This is a genomic window from Methylocystis sp. S23 (genome assembly GCF_054106005.1).
In genome coordinates this window covers 128,770-141,314 of the sequence record NZ_CM134185.1, presented here as the reverse complement: position 1 = coordinate 141,314, position 12,545 = coordinate 128,770, and the positions used below count along the sequence as shown (strand labels likewise).

The 12,545-nt window shown below is 67.0% G+C and carries 9 protein-coding genes; 3 read left to right on the top strand and 6 right to left on the bottom strand.

Annotated elements, in window-relative coordinates:
- Positions 1 to 48 precede the first annotated feature (48 nt).
- Positions 49 to 1,203 carry a GNAT family N-acetyltransferase gene (locus ACV7JP_RS00665; protein ID WP_457797363.1) on the top strand — a complete coding sequence of 385 codons (1,155 nt, stop codon included), beginning with the start codon at positions 49 to 51 and terminating at the stop codon, positions 1,201 to 1,203.
- Here the strand turns inward: ACV7JP_RS00665 and fae are convergent.
- The 5 genes from fae to ACV7JP_RS00640 all read right to left on the bottom strand — a co-directional run bounded on the left by fae (position 1,173) and on the right by ACV7JP_RS00640 (position 7,341).
- On the bottom strand, positions 1,173 to 1,715 hold the full coding sequence (gene fae / locus ACV7JP_RS00660) for a formaldehyde-activating enzyme (RefSeq protein ID WP_457797362.1): 543 nt from the start codon (positions 1,713 to 1,715) through the stop codon (positions 1,173 to 1,175). The genes ACV7JP_RS00665 and fae overlap by 31 nt on opposite strands.
- 73 nt (positions 1,716 to 1,788) lie before the next feature.
- Positions 1,789 to 2,976 (bottom strand): dihydroorotate dehydrogenase (quinone), encoded by a 1,188-nt coding sequence (gene pyrD, locus ACV7JP_RS00655; protein WP_457797361.1) that lies wholly within the window; start codon positions 2,974 to 2,976, stop codon positions 1,789 to 1,791.
- A 27-nt stretch (positions 2,977 to 3,003) separates the two neighbouring features.
- On the bottom strand, positions 3,004 to 3,348 hold the full coding sequence (locus tag ACV7JP_RS00650; protein WP_457797360.1) for a DUF952 domain-containing protein: 345 nt from the start codon (positions 3,346 to 3,348) through the stop codon (positions 3,004 to 3,006).
- Between the two features lie 265 nt (positions 3,349 to 3,613).
- Positions 3,614 to 5,815, bottom strand: coding sequence for a glucans biosynthesis glucosyltransferase MdoH (gene mdoH / locus ACV7JP_RS00645; protein ID WP_457797359.1), 2,202 nt, complete (start codon positions 5,813 to 5,815; stop codon positions 3,614 to 3,616).
- The gene (locus ACV7JP_RS00640; RefSeq protein WP_457797358.1) at positions 5,803 to 7,341 is read right to left on the bottom strand and encodes a glucan biosynthesis protein; all 1,539 of its coding nucleotides are present in this window, start codon (positions 7,339 to 7,341) and stop codon (positions 5,803 to 5,805) included. The genes mdoH and ACV7JP_RS00640 overlap by 13 nt, the downstream gene beginning before the upstream one ends.
- Positions 7,342 to 7,548: 207 nt before the next feature.
- On the opposite strand from ACV7JP_RS00640, the gene glmU reads away from it, so the two are divergent.
- Together glmU and glmS are read left to right on the top strand one after the other, a co-directional pair.
- Entirely contained in the window at positions 7,549 to 8,907 is a 1,359-nt protein-coding gene (gene glmU / locus ACV7JP_RS00635) for a bifunctional UDP-N-acetylglucosamine diphosphorylase/glucosamine-1-phosphate N-acetyltransferase GlmU (protein WP_457797357.1), read from the top strand.
- A gap of 98 nt (positions 8,908 to 9,005) precedes the next feature.
- Positions 9,006 to 10,835 carry a glutamine--fructose-6-phosphate transaminase (isomerizing) gene (glmS, locus tag ACV7JP_RS00630; RefSeq protein WP_457797356.1) on the top strand — a complete coding sequence of 610 codons (1,830 nt, stop codon included), beginning with the start codon at positions 9,006 to 9,008 and terminating at the stop codon, positions 10,833 to 10,835.
- 3 nt (positions 10,836 to 10,838) lie between these two features.
- Here glmS and ACV7JP_RS00625 read toward each other — a convergent pair whose 3' ends face one another.
- On the bottom strand, positions 10,839 to 12,440 hold the full coding sequence (locus tag ACV7JP_RS00625; RefSeq protein WP_457797355.1) for an NAD(P)-binding protein: 1,602 nt from the start codon (positions 12,438 to 12,440) through the stop codon (positions 10,839 to 10,841).
- Positions 12,441 to 12,545: the final 105 nt, after the last annotated feature.

Sequence of the window (12,545 nt, the reverse complement as noted above, 5' to 3'; positions counted from 1 at the left end):
CTTGCTTTATTGTTTCCTAAGCTCGGAATGGCGAGGCATGCGGGAATTATGAGCCAGAAGACTTTCGATACGCCCATTTCGATCGAAGAGATCGCAGACGCCTCTTCTTGTCTCGATTTCCGGGAGATCTGGCTCGCTTTGTTTGCGTCGTCGCCTTATGCGACGCCGTTTCAGAGCTGGGAGTGGATTTCCGCCTGCTTGAAGCATTATGCCGGCGACCGCCCGCTCATCCTTGTCGCCAAGGAGGGCGAGACCCCGATCGCCGCCATGGCTCTGGCTTTTTCGTCCTATCGGGGCACGCGGCTTCGGCTTCTGAGATGGCTCGGCGCGCCCATTGCGGATTATCACGATTTCGTCGGCGAAAGGCGCCGGGAGGAATGCGCGGCGGCCTTTCTTCGCCGCCTGCGCGCGCGCGACGACTGGCATGTCTGCGATCTGAGCGATTTGCGTCCAGCTTCCATTTCGCTGCTTTCGCAGCCGCTCGGCGTCGCGCCTTCCGATCTTCAGCCTTGCGCGACGCTTAAACTGCCGGCGACGCGCGCCGAGCTGGATCGCGCTTCGAGCGGCAATCTGAGATCCATGCTCAAGCGGCGCGCCAAACAGCTAAAGGCGGATCACGGCGACTTCGTTTTTTCGACGGTGTCGGACGCCGTCGAGCTGCCGGAGGCAATGGCGGATCTGTTTCGGCTGCATACGGCGCGACTGAAGGGCAAAGGCGAGCCCGGCGCTTTCTCTCAAGCGCGCTCTCGCGCATTTCATTGCGAGGTCGCGGGCCGGTTTCTGGAAGCGGGGATATTGCGCCTGCATCGTCTGCAGGTCGGCCGCGCCTGCGTGGCGGCGCTTTACTGCTTCCATCTCAAGGGGGTGACTTATTATTATCTTGGAGGCTTCGATCCGGCCTTCGCCCGCTACAGCCCGGGCGCGCTGATTCTTAATCACGCCATCGGCGCCGCAATCGAGGAAGGCGATCACGAATTCGATTTCATGCGAGGGGCGGAGGCTTACAAAGCGAGATGGAAAGCCGAGCCGCGCGCCAATGGCCGGCTGATCTTCGGCCGCGACGATTTTATTTCCCGCATCGCGGTGGCGAGCCGCCGGCTCGAGCGGCGGCTCTCGCATCTGTGGCGATCGCTGAAGGGCGACAGCGCGGCGGGCGCCGCCGCCCCAGACGCTCAGTCGTCGAACACGCCTTCTAGCGCGTAATGCGAGACGGTCTTGCGATTGGCGATGAGCTGGTCGACGGTCGGTTCGCCCTTGATCGCGCGGGAGATGGCGAGCTTCGTGGCCTCGTAATTGGTGCGGTATAGATCCTTGCGGTCGAGATTCTCGTCCGTCGCGCAGCGCGGATCGAGCCAGATCATGATGACCATGCACAGCTCGTTCGCCTGCTCCTTGGGAATGATCCCTTCCGCGACGCAGTCGACAATGGCGTCGGCCGTCGCCGCCTGCACCACGCCGCCGAGCAGCTCGACATAGGCTTCCGACTTCACCGTCATCTTGGTGGTCATCATGGTCGCCGGGCGGACCTGCTGGTTGAGGTCGCGAATGACGAACATGCGCGGATGGCCGGCGACCTGACCTGTCATCGACGCGAAGGCGTGACCCACCGGGCCCTTCACATTGCCGATCAGAACTTCCGGCATCGCGTCCGTATATTGCCCGTCGGCCGCGAGAACCGTCGCCTCGCCGGTGGCCAGCCAGATATGTTCGCTCATGTCGCTTCCTCTTGGTTGAATGGGCGCTCGCATAGCATCGCGCGCGACGGTAGGAAAGCCGCGGCTGGAATCGTCAGACGAGCGTCGCGCGCGCGCCGCGGGATCGCCAATCCGCCGCCTTGCAGCCGATGCGCGCGGCGAGCGTCGCGCTTTCGCGCTGGAGCGCGTCGAGCAGCCCGCGCTTGATGCGCGAGACGAGGCCGGGGCCTTCATAGGCGAGCGCCGAATAAAGCTGCACGAGCGTCGCGCCGGCCTCGATCTTGGCGAGCGCCGTCTCGGCGCTGTCGATCCCCCCGACTCCGATGAGCGGGAACTGGCCTTCGACGCGCAGATAGGTCTGCGCGAGCATGTAGGTGGAGAGCGGGAAAAGAGGCTTGCCGGAGAGGCCGCCGCCCTCCTTGGCGAGCGGCGAGCGCAGCGTGTCGGGCCGCGAAACCGTCGTGTTGGAAACGATCATGCCGTCGATGCGCCGCGCGCGGGCGATGCGCGCGATCCCGTCGAGCTGGTCGAGGGTCAGGTCGGGCGCGATCTTCAGCAGCACGGGCCGTCGCGCGGGGGCCGCGTCGCGCGCCTCGATCACGCGCGCGAGAAGCTCCGAGAGCGCTTCCGGCTCCTGCAAATCGCGCAGGCCCGGCGTGTTGGGCGAGCTCACATTGATCGTGAAATAGCTTGCGACATCGGCGAAGGCTTTCACGCCCGCGACGTAGTCGGCGACGCGGTCGGCCGCGTCCTTGTTGGCGCCGATATTGACGCCGACGACGCCCACGTCATTGCGAGCCTTTTCTCGAAGTCGGGCATACCCGACTTCGCAATACTGGCGAAGCAACCCAGAGCCATGGGGACGCCCCTGGATTGCTTCGCTTCGCTCGCAATGACGGACGAGGCGGCGCGTCAGCCTTTCCAGCGCCGGCGCATGGCCGTCATTGTTGAAGCCGTAGCGATTGACGACGCCGCCATCCTCGCGAAGCCTGAAGGCGCGCGGGCGCGGATTGCCGGGCTGCGCGCGGGGCGTCAGCGTGCCGACTTCGACGAAGCCGAAGCCGAATCCCAGCATGGCGTCGGGAATCTCGGCGTTCTTGTCGAAGCCGGCGGCGAGGCCGACGGGGTTGGGAAAGTCGAGGCCGAAGGCTGAGACGGCGAGGCGCGGATCGTCCTTCTCCGGCTGGCGTGGGGGCAGGAGCTTCAGCGCCGCGATGGTCGCGCGATGCGCATCCTCGGCGTCGAGGCGGCGGAGCAGGGGGCGCGCCAGATCAAACAGCAATTCGGAGCCTCGCAATGACGCAGGCGGTCATGACAGAAGGCCGGAGAAATCGTGGCGCCCGTCGACGCCGGCCGGCAGAGGCGCGACGCGCGTCACCGCGTCCATGGCGAGCGGCGCATAGAGATGCGGGAAGAGCGCGCCGCCGCGGGAGACTTCCCATTTCAGCGCGTCGCCGAGCTTGCCCGCGTCGATGGAGACGAGCAGGAGGTCGGCCTCGCCTGCGAAGTGCTTGGCGGCCGTCTCTTCCACCTGCGCGGCCGATGAAAAATGGATATAGCCGTCGGCGAGGTCGATCGCGGCTCCGCGAAAGACGCCCGCCGCTTCGGCGGCGCGCCATTCGGGGGCGGAGACGATCTTGTAGATGGCTATCATTTGCCTCTCCCCCTGTCCCCCGGGCAATCGGGTGAACGCTGGGCGTTAGTGAATCCCTCCCCTTTACGGGGAGGGTGGCCCTGCGCAGCAGGGCCGGGTGGGGTCAAGCTCCACCAATGTTATAGCGGCGCGAACCCCACCCGGCGGTCTTCGACCGCCGACCTCCCCGTAAAGGGGAGGTATGGGGCGGGCTAACGTCCGAGATTGTCGTTCACCCGATTGCCTGCCTGTTCCTCTCTCCATGCAAGCGTGGAAGGGAGAAAGCTCACTCCGCCGCCCGCGCCTCCGGTTTCTCCGATTTGCGCGGCAATCGCGCGATCATGCCGATCAGCGCGCGATCCGAAAGCGCGACGAGGCGCTCGCCGCGATTGAGCCATTGCACGGCGTCCTCGATCGTCTCCGCGTCGGCGATCTTGGCTTCGGCCACGGCGCGGTCGGAGGTGATGACGCCGCGCTGGCGCGGCTTGCGCGTCGGCAGCCACGCTTCGTGCAGGGCGCGCAGCTCGGGGTCGGCGTGGATCGCGACAATGCCGTTGATCTCGTCCTCGTCGGCGCGGGCGAGCGCCTTGGAAAGCGCCTTGCCGCGCTTGGCGATCGGCGGCGTCGTCGTCTCTTCCGGCGTCACCAGCACGCCGGCGCGGCGAAAGACGAGGCCGAGCCAGCGCTGGCTCGTGAGCCAGGAGATCGGAATGGCGAGGATCAGGCCGGCGATGGTCGGCGACATCCAGGCGACGAGCGAGGGCGAGATCAGCAAGCCCGCGACGAGGGAGAGCGCGCCGAGCGCCACATGCGAGCGATGGCGCTTGACGATGTCGATGAAGGGCACCGAGCCGTCGTCGCGCCGTTGCGGGTCCCAGCCCGTGTCGAAGCCGAAGACGATGTGCACGACATGGCCTGTCTGGATCAGCATCATGATCGGCGCCAGCAGCGCCGAGAGCACGACCTCGAAGAGGGTCGAGATGAGCAGCATGATCGCGCCGCCCGAGCCCCTGCGCGTCTCCGGCTCATAGATCGCGACGAGCAGGCCGAAGAATTTCGGCGCGAGCAGAATGCCCATGGTGAGCGCGAAGAGCTCGAGAGAGCGCTGCGCGTCGAAACGCGGGAAGGTGGGGAAGAGCGCGAATTCGCTCGTGAAATATTCCGGCTTGAAATAGCTCGCCTGGAAGACGATGACGATGCCGATCAGGAGCTGCATCAGCCATAAAGGCGAGGTGAGATAGCCGAAAATGCCGGTGAGGAAATGCTGGCGCGAGGCCCAGCTCAGGCCATGCGCGAAAAGCACGCGCGAATGCTGCAAATTGCCCTGGCACCAGCGCCGGTCGCGGATCGAGAGATCGATGAGCGAGGGCGGGCTTTCCTCATAGGAGCCGCCGAGCGTCGGCATCATATAGACGGCGTAGCCCGCGCGGCGGATCAGCGCCGCCTCGACGAAGTCGTGGGACAGGATGTGGCCGCCCCATGGCGGGCGTCCGCGCAGGTCGGGCAGGCCGCAATGGCGGGCGAAAGCCTCGGTGCGGATAATGGCGTTGTGGCCCCAATAATTGCCGTCGCGGCCCATCCAGCAGGAGAGGCCCATGGCGATGACGGGGCCGTAGATGCGCGCCGCGAATTGCTGCACGCGGGCGAAGAGCGTGTTGCGGTTGATGATGAGCGGCAGCGTCTGGATGATGCCCGAATCCGGGTCCGCCTCCATGGCGGCGGCGAGCTTCACGATGGTCGGGCCGGTCATCAGGCTGTCGGCGTCCAGCACGACCATATGGGCGTAGGCGCCGCCCCATCGCGACACGAAATCCTCGATATTGCCCGCCTTGCGGCCGACATTCTTCTCGCGCCGGCGATAGAAGATGCGCGCATTGGGGCCGAGGCGGCGGCGAATGGCGATGAAGGCGCGCTCCTCCGCGATCCATATGTCCGGACTCGTCGTGTCGGAGAGGAAGAACCAGTCGAAATGGCTCCCGAGCCCCGTCGCCTGAACGTCCTCGCAGATCGTCTGCAGCGCCGCGAAGACGCGGCTCGGCGTCTCGTTGTAGATCGGCATCACGACCGCGGTTTTCTCGCGCAGCGATTCCGGCAGACCCGGCGAGGGGCGCCTCGACAACAGCGCGACGAAGCCGACGATCGAGGCGGCGAAGCTCAGCGCGATCCAGGAGAAGTTGAGCACGAAAAGCGCGAGCAGCGCCCATTTCAAGGTCGTGACGCCGCCGACGTCGATGACCTTGTACATCTGCCAGCCGCCATAGACGGTGAGCGCGAGCCCGCCGCCGAAAGTAACGAGGCGCGCGATCCAGGGCGTCCGCCACCGTGACGGCGCGAGCGGCTTGCGCAGATGCTTTCCGTCGAACTTGAAGAGGTTCTGGGCCGGCATGGAGAGCCGGCTTTCGATCGGAGTCGGCGCCGCCGCGGCGGGATCTTCGAAGGCCGCCGCCGACCGGAACGAGTCGATTGGCGCGATTGTCAGGGAGTCCATCTATAGACCCAGGTTTCGCTGATCGGCTCCTCGCCCGCGCGCAGGACGAGGCGGATTTCGCAGAAGCTTTCGCCGGCGGGATCGACGTCGTAGACGACGCGGCACGTTTTCGCCTGCGCATTGAGAAACGTGCGGACGTTGGTGGCCGATCCGGGCGACGTGGTCAAGGCGGCGGAAAGACGCGCTGTCTTTTGTTGGTCGGCGAGAACGTCGCCCGAAAAAACGACAACAAAACGGCGCAGCTTGGAGCCGGGGACGCGGCCGGAACGCGAATGCGCGGCGACGGCCAGAGGCGGGCGGCTCGGCGGCTCCCAGCACCAGAACTGGCGATAGGCGAAGGTCGCCATCGCGCCGCCGACGAGCGGCGTCTTGGGGCGCCAATAAGCGACGATGTTCTCATTGTTTTCGGATTCGGAGGGGATCTCGACGAGCTGGAGGGCGCCCTCGCCCCATTCGCCCAGCGGCTCGATCCAGAGCGAGGGCCGGCGCTCCCAATGCTGGTCGTCGTCCTGATAGTCGGCGACGTCGCGGCATCGCACCAGCGCGCCGAAGCCCTTGGGGTTGACGTCCATGAAGGAGGAGAACTGCAGCTCCTCGCGGTTGGAGACCGGCCGCCACAGCCATTCATTGGCGCCGGTCAGCATTTGCACGCCGTTGAACGCCGTCACCGCCGCGCGCAGATCGTCGGCGCGGCGCCGGTCGAGCGGCGAGAAGAGCGAGGCGCCCGCGAAGCCCGCAAGGCCGTAATGGTCGACATTGGTGCGCGGAAAGAGCGTCAGCTCCGTGTCGATGATCGTCGCTTCGCCCGGCCGCAGGGTGAAGTGATAGACGCCGGCGACGCTCGGCGAGTCGAGCAGCGCGTGGATGACGAGCGCATTGGCGCCGGCCTGGGGCTTCTCGATCCAGAAGCTGCGGAAGGCGGGAAATTCCTCGCCGCGCGGATCGGCGGTGCGAATCGAGAGGCCGCGGGCGGCGACGCCGAGATTCTGCCCCGCCGCGACCGCGCGGTAGAAGCTCGCGCCCTGGAAGATGGCGAGCTCCGCCTCGGGGCCGCCGGGCTGGGCGTGGAGCGCGCGAAAGCCGGAATAGCCGATGTCCGGCAGTTTTTCGGGGACCTTCAGTCCGCCATAATCGAAGCGGTTCTGGTCATAGGCGATCCGCGTCGCCGCGCCGTTTTCGATGACGAAGAGATCGACGGCGGCGGTGAAAATGTTGCCGCGATGCAGCGGCTCGATCGAGAAGCCCTTGCTTTCGCCGGCCCAAAGGGCGGAGCCGGGCTTCGTCTTGATGCCGACGAACTGGTCATAGGTGAGGCTGGCGAAAGGCTGGGTCAGATCGGTGGGCGGCGGCGCATAGGGCTTGCCGGCTAGCGTGCGCGCAAATTCGACGATCATGTCGCGCGAGAAAGGCGGCGGCGCTGGAGGCTGCGGCGCGGGCGTCTGCGGCGTCTGGGCGTGCGCAACGGGCGCAAGCCCCGAGGCGAGGGCGCCCAGGGCTGCCTTCAAAACGTCTCTACGTTCAAACATTGAGCAACCGGAAGCGAGGTCGGAAGGGTAAGTCGGGATGGCGCGTCGCTCCTCTATAGAAGAAAATCGGAGAACAAAAAGGAATTATTGCGACCGAATCCATCCGCCCGCATTTGGCGCTCTCGCTTGCCCTCCGCGGCGCGAATCTGCAACAAACGGGCCGCAAGCGGCGCCATGCCGGCGCGCGCCGCCAACCAAAGGCGCCCCATGCCGAGTCCCCGCAAAGCGCTCGCGATCGTCCTCGCCGCCGGCGAGGGGACGCGGATGAAATCAGATAGGCCGAAGGTCCTGCATCAGGTGGCGGGGCGCTCGATGCTCGCCCATGTCCTCGCCGCCGTCGCGGAGGCGGGGGTCGAGACGGTCGCGGTCGTGATCGGGCCGGGCCGCGACGACGTGCGCGCCGAGACGCTGAGGCTTTGCCCCGGCGCGAGGACCTTCGTGCAGACCGAGCGGCTCGGCACGGCTCACGCCGTGCTGGCGGCGCGCGAGGCGGCCGCCCCCGGCTGCGACGATCTGCTCGTGCTCTTCGCCGATACGCCTCTCGTTTCCGGCGCGACGATCCGCGCGCTTCGCGACGCGCTCGCGCTGGGCGCCGGCGTCGCGGCGCTGGGCTTCGTCGCGGCCGATCCCTTCGGTTACGGCCGCCTGTTGCAGGATGAGCGCGGCCGCCTCGCCGCCATTCGCGAGGAGAAGGACGCGAGCGAGGCGGAGCGCGCCGTCCGGCTCTGCAACGCCGGGCTCATGGCGCTCGATGGACGGAACGCGCTCGACTGGCTCGGCCGGATCGGAAACGCCAACGCCAAGGGCGAATATTACCTGACCGACATCGTGGAGATCGCGCGCGCCGCCGGGCGCGAGGCCCGGGTGGTTCTCGCCGACGAGACCGAAGTGCTCGGCGTCAACGACCGCATCCAGCTCGCCCAGGCGGAGGCCGTCGCCCAGAATCGCCTGCGCCGCGCCGCCATGGCCGCCGGCGTCGCCATGATCGCGCCGGAGACGGTTTTCCTCTGCGCGGATACGGTCTTCGGCCGCGACGTCGTCATCGAGCCGCATGTGGTCATCGGTCCCGGCGTCTCGATCGGGGACAAGGCCGTCATTCACGCCTTCTCGCATCTCGAAGGCGCGCGCGTCGGCGCCGGCGCGAATGTCGGCCCCTTCGCGCGGCTGCGCCCCGGCGCGGCGCTCGCGGAAGAGGCGAAGGTCGGCAATTTCGTCGAGGTCAAGAACGCCGATATCGGCAAGGGCGCGAAGGTCAGCCATCTCACCTATATCGGCGACGCCGACATCGGGGCGAACGCCAATATCGGCGCCGGGACGATCACCTGCAATTACGACGGTTTCTTAAAATATCGCACGGTGATCGGCGAGAACGCCTTCATCGGCTCCAACTCCGCCCTCGTGGCGCCGGTGACGGTCGGGGCGGGGGCCTATGTCGGCTCCGGCTCCGTCGTCACCCGGGACGTGCCGGCGGACGCGCTCGCGGTCGCTCGCGGCCGGCAGATGGAGAAGGCTGGCTGGGCGGCGAGCTTCCGCTCCGGCCAGGCGGCCAAAAAGGCGAAGAAATAGCCGCCATTGCCGCGCCATTTTAACTCTCTCCCTATTACGACCGCATCTTCGCCTCTCACTGGCGACGCTCTTGCAACAATCCCTTTCGGAGGCGGCCCATGTGCGGAATTGTTGGAATTTTGGGAAAAGGTCCCGTCGCGGGGCAGCTCGTCGAAGCGCTGAAGCGGCTGGAATATCGCGGCTACGACTCGGCCGGAATCGCGACGCTGGAAAATGGGCGGCTCACCCGCTTGCGCGCCTCCGGCAAGCTGAAAAATCTGGAAGAAAAGCTTGCGGGCGGGGGCATGGCCGGCGCGGTCGGCATCGGCCATACGCGCTGGGCGACGCATGGCAAGCCCAACGAGGCCAACGCCCATCCGCACGCCAATGAGCGCGTCGCGGTGGTTCATAACGGGATTATCGAGAATTTTCGCGAATTGCGCGAGGAGCTGAAGGCCAAGGGCCATGCCTTCGCCTCGGAGACCGATTCGGAGGTCGTCGCCCATCTCGTGGCCGACGGGCTGAAGGCGGACATGACGCCCGAGGCCGCGGTCGCCGCGGCGCTCAAGCGCCTCAAGGGCGCCTTTGCGCTGGCTTTCCTGTTCGACGGCCAGCCGGATCTTCTGATCGGCGCCCGCCGCGGCTCGCCGCTGGCGGTGGGCTGGAGCGACGAGGGCGCCTATCTCGGATCGGACGCGCTGGCGCTCGCGCCTTTCGCGACCTCCATCGCCTATCTCGACGAGGGCGACTGGGTCGTTCTGCGCCGCGACGGCGTCCAATTCTTCGACGCGCAGGAAGCGAAGGTGGAGCGCCGCCGGCAGCCTCTGCAGGCCGGCTCCTTCATGGTCGACAAGGGCAATTACCGCCATTACATGGCGAAGGAAATTCATGAGCAGCCCGAGGTCGTCGGCCGCACGCTCGCCCATTATATCGACCTCGCCGAAGGCGTGGTGCGCCTGCCATTCGAAACGACTTTCGACGCGAAGGCCCTGTCCCGCATCACGATTTCCGCTTGCGGCACGGCCTATTACGCTGGCCTCGTCGCGCGCTACTGGCTCGAGCGCTTCGCCCGCCTCTCGGTTGAGATCGACATCGCCTCGGAGTTCCGCTACCGCGACCCGCCGCTGCCGGAGAACGGGCTGACGATCCTCGTCTCGCAATCGGGCGAGACGGCCGACACGCTCGCGGCGCTGCGCTACGCCAAAGAGCGCGGCCAGCACATTCTCTCCATCGTGAATGTCGAGACCTCGACCATCGCCCGCGAGAGCGACACGGTGGCGAAAACCCTCGCCGGGCCGGAGATCGGCGTCGCCTCGACCAAGGCCTTCACCTGCCAGCTCGCGGTCTTCGCCTGTCTCGCTCTCGCCTTGGGCCGCGCGCGCGGCGTGCTGACCCGCGAAAGCGAGCGCGCGCTCGTTTCGGAACTGATCGCCGCGCCTGGCCAGATGGCGGAGGCTCTGAACCGCGAGGCCGCGATCGAGCCCGTCGCCCGCGACGTGGCGCGCGCCTCGAGCGTGCTCTATCTCGGCCGTGGCCCGTGCTTTCCGCTCGCCATGGAAGGCGCGCTCAAGCTCAAGGAATTGTCCTATATCCACGCCGAGGGCTATGCGGCGGGCGAGCTGAAGCACGGCCCGATCGCGCTCATCGACTACGCCATGCCGGTGATCGTGCTGGCCCCGCCGGACGCGAGTCTCGAAAAGACCGTCTCCAACCTTCAGGAAGTCGCCGCGCGCGGGGGCCATCTGATCCTGATCGGCTCGCCCCGGGCGAAGCATGAGGCGGCGGCCGATCTGGCGGGCTATATCGAGATGCCCGAGACGGTCGCCGGCCCCTTCGCCGCGCTGGTCTACGCGGTTCCGGCGCAGCTTCTGGCCTATCACGTCGCGACCTTCATGGGCAAAGACGTGGACCAGCCGCGCAACCTCGCCAAGAGCGTGACGGTCGAGTAGCGCTCAGCCTCGCTCGATGACGGCCACGGCGCGGTGCGCCTCGGTTATCGCGCTTTCGACGGCGGGCATGCCCTGGCCGTCGGAATGGGCGAGCAGCACATTGCCGATGCGCTTGGGCAAAGCGCGCATCGTCTCGACAATCCCCGGCGCGGCGACGAGATGATGGTGCCCCCAGCGGGTGAGGCGCATCTCGGCGAGCCGCGCCTCCGCAAAGGCCTCGGGCAAAAAACGACGCAATTCCTCGACCACGGGCGCCGCGAAAGCCGCGCCGTCTCCGTCGCGCATCCGCCGGCGGCCGAGATCGGGATCGCGAAACGGCGCATAGACCGTCAGCACGCCATGGTCTTTCGGCCGGGCGCCGCCGAGAACCGAGCCGGCGTCCACGATGTCGGTGAAGCTTTCGGCCTCGGGCGTCCAGCAATCATAGGCGCCTGTCGACGTCGCGCCCTCGAAACAGCAATTGGCGACGAGGTAGCCGCCTTGCCGCAGGCCCTGCATCCGCGCCTTGGCGGCGGAATCCAGCCCCCGGACGATGCGCGCGGCGAAAAAATAGGGCGCGGCGACGACGACCCATTTCGCAGCGACGCAATGGGTTCGGCTGGAGTCTCGCCCGTCGAACCAGGCCAGGCGGGCCTCGTCGCCTTCCGCCGGCTCCACCGCATAGACCGAGGCGCCGGTCACGATGCGGCCTGTCCCGGCGGCGGCGATCCGGGCCGTCATGGCCCTCGCCAGCGCGGCGTTGCCGCCGGGAAAGGCGTAGATGCGTCCGGCGATCTCGGAGAGGAAATTCACCCCCGCATAGGCGGAGATTTCAGCCGACGGCGCGCCCAGGGCCGAAAGCGAGAAGGCGTCGAGATAGCCGAAAAGGGCGGGATCGACCTGCTCCCGCCGCAGGAAATCCTGTAGGGACAGGCGGTCGAGGGCGAGCGCGCCGGAGGACGCCGCCTCGATGGGCAGACGCGGGAAATCCGGGCTCTCGACGAGGCGCTCTATCCGCGCGCGCAATTTTTCGTAAGGGCCGCGCAAGGCGCCGTCGAAGGCGTTCGCGGCGCCCGTCTCGGTCGTTATCAGCCGGTTTTCCGGCGCGGGCGCCGGCTTGGGGGCGAGACCCAGCAGGTCGTAGAAGGCGCCGTAAGGCTCGGAAAGGTCGACCAGATAGGCCGAGCCCAGCGCATAGTCGACATCCCGCCATTTGCCGGATTTCGCGACGCCGCCGGGTTCGGCTTCGCGTTCGAGCGCCAACAGGTCGCGGTCGCGCAGCAGCGTCGCGACGGCGAGGCCCGCGAGGCCGCCGCCGACGACCGCGATCTCCACCCGCCGCTCTGGCGCGGGGAGGGGCAGGCTCGCCAGCCCATCGCGGATCGCGTGCATCGGGATGAAATTGTCGCCGGTCCAGGGGCCAACCCGGTAGTCGGTCTCAGCGGCGCATGGCAGGCTCAACGCCGCCCCGGCGACGCCAAGAGTCGTGATGGCCTGCCGGCGCGTCAGCATCGTCGTCTCCTCCTGGCCGGCGATCTTACACGCGACCCAGGGCGATCGGGTGAAGGTTTCCTTATCCTGAGGAGCCGCCGGAGGCGGCGTCTCGAAGGACGAGGAAACCTTCATTTCCCGAAATCTGGAGCTTGCCCTCGTGCTTCGAGACAGCTCCTGCGTAGCCACTCATGCTTTGAGACGCCGCCTTTGGCGGCTCCTCAGCATGAGGGCGAGGAG

What these genes read in the sequence shown, in the direction of transcription:
- fae (WP_457797362.1), bottom strand. Translation starts at nt 1,715, where the DNA reads ATGAGCGAACATATCTGGCTGGCCACCGGCGAGGCGACGGTTCTCGCG.
- ACV7JP_RS00640 (WP_457797358.1), bottom strand. Translation starts at nt 7,341, where the DNA reads ATGTTTGAACGTAGAGACGTTTTGAAGGCAGCCCTGGGCGCCCTCGCC.
- mdoH (WP_457797359.1), bottom strand. Translation starts at nt 5,815, where the DNA reads ATGGACTCCCTGACAATCGCGCCAATCGACTCGTTCCGGTCGGCGGCG.
- ACV7JP_RS00665 (WP_457797363.1), top strand. Translation starts at nt 49, where the DNA reads ATGAGCCAGAAGACTTTCGATACGCCCATTTCGATCGAAGAGATCGCA.
- glmS (WP_457797356.1), top strand. Translation starts at nt 9,006, where the DNA reads ATGTGCGGAATTGTTGGAATTTTGGGAAAAGGTCCCGTCGCGGGGCAG.
- ACV7JP_RS00650 (WP_457797360.1), bottom strand. Translation starts at nt 3,348, where the DNA reads ATGATAGCCATCTACAAGATCGTCTCCGCCCCCGAATGGCGCGCCGCC.
- glmU (WP_457797357.1), top strand. Translation starts at nt 7,549, where the DNA reads ATGCCGAGTCCCCGCAAAGCGCTCGCGATCGTCCTCGCCGCCGGCGAG.
- ACV7JP_RS00625 (WP_457797355.1), bottom strand. Translation starts at nt 12,440, where the DNA reads ATGAAGGTTTCCTCGTCCTTCGAGACGCCGCCTCCGGCGGCTCCTCAG.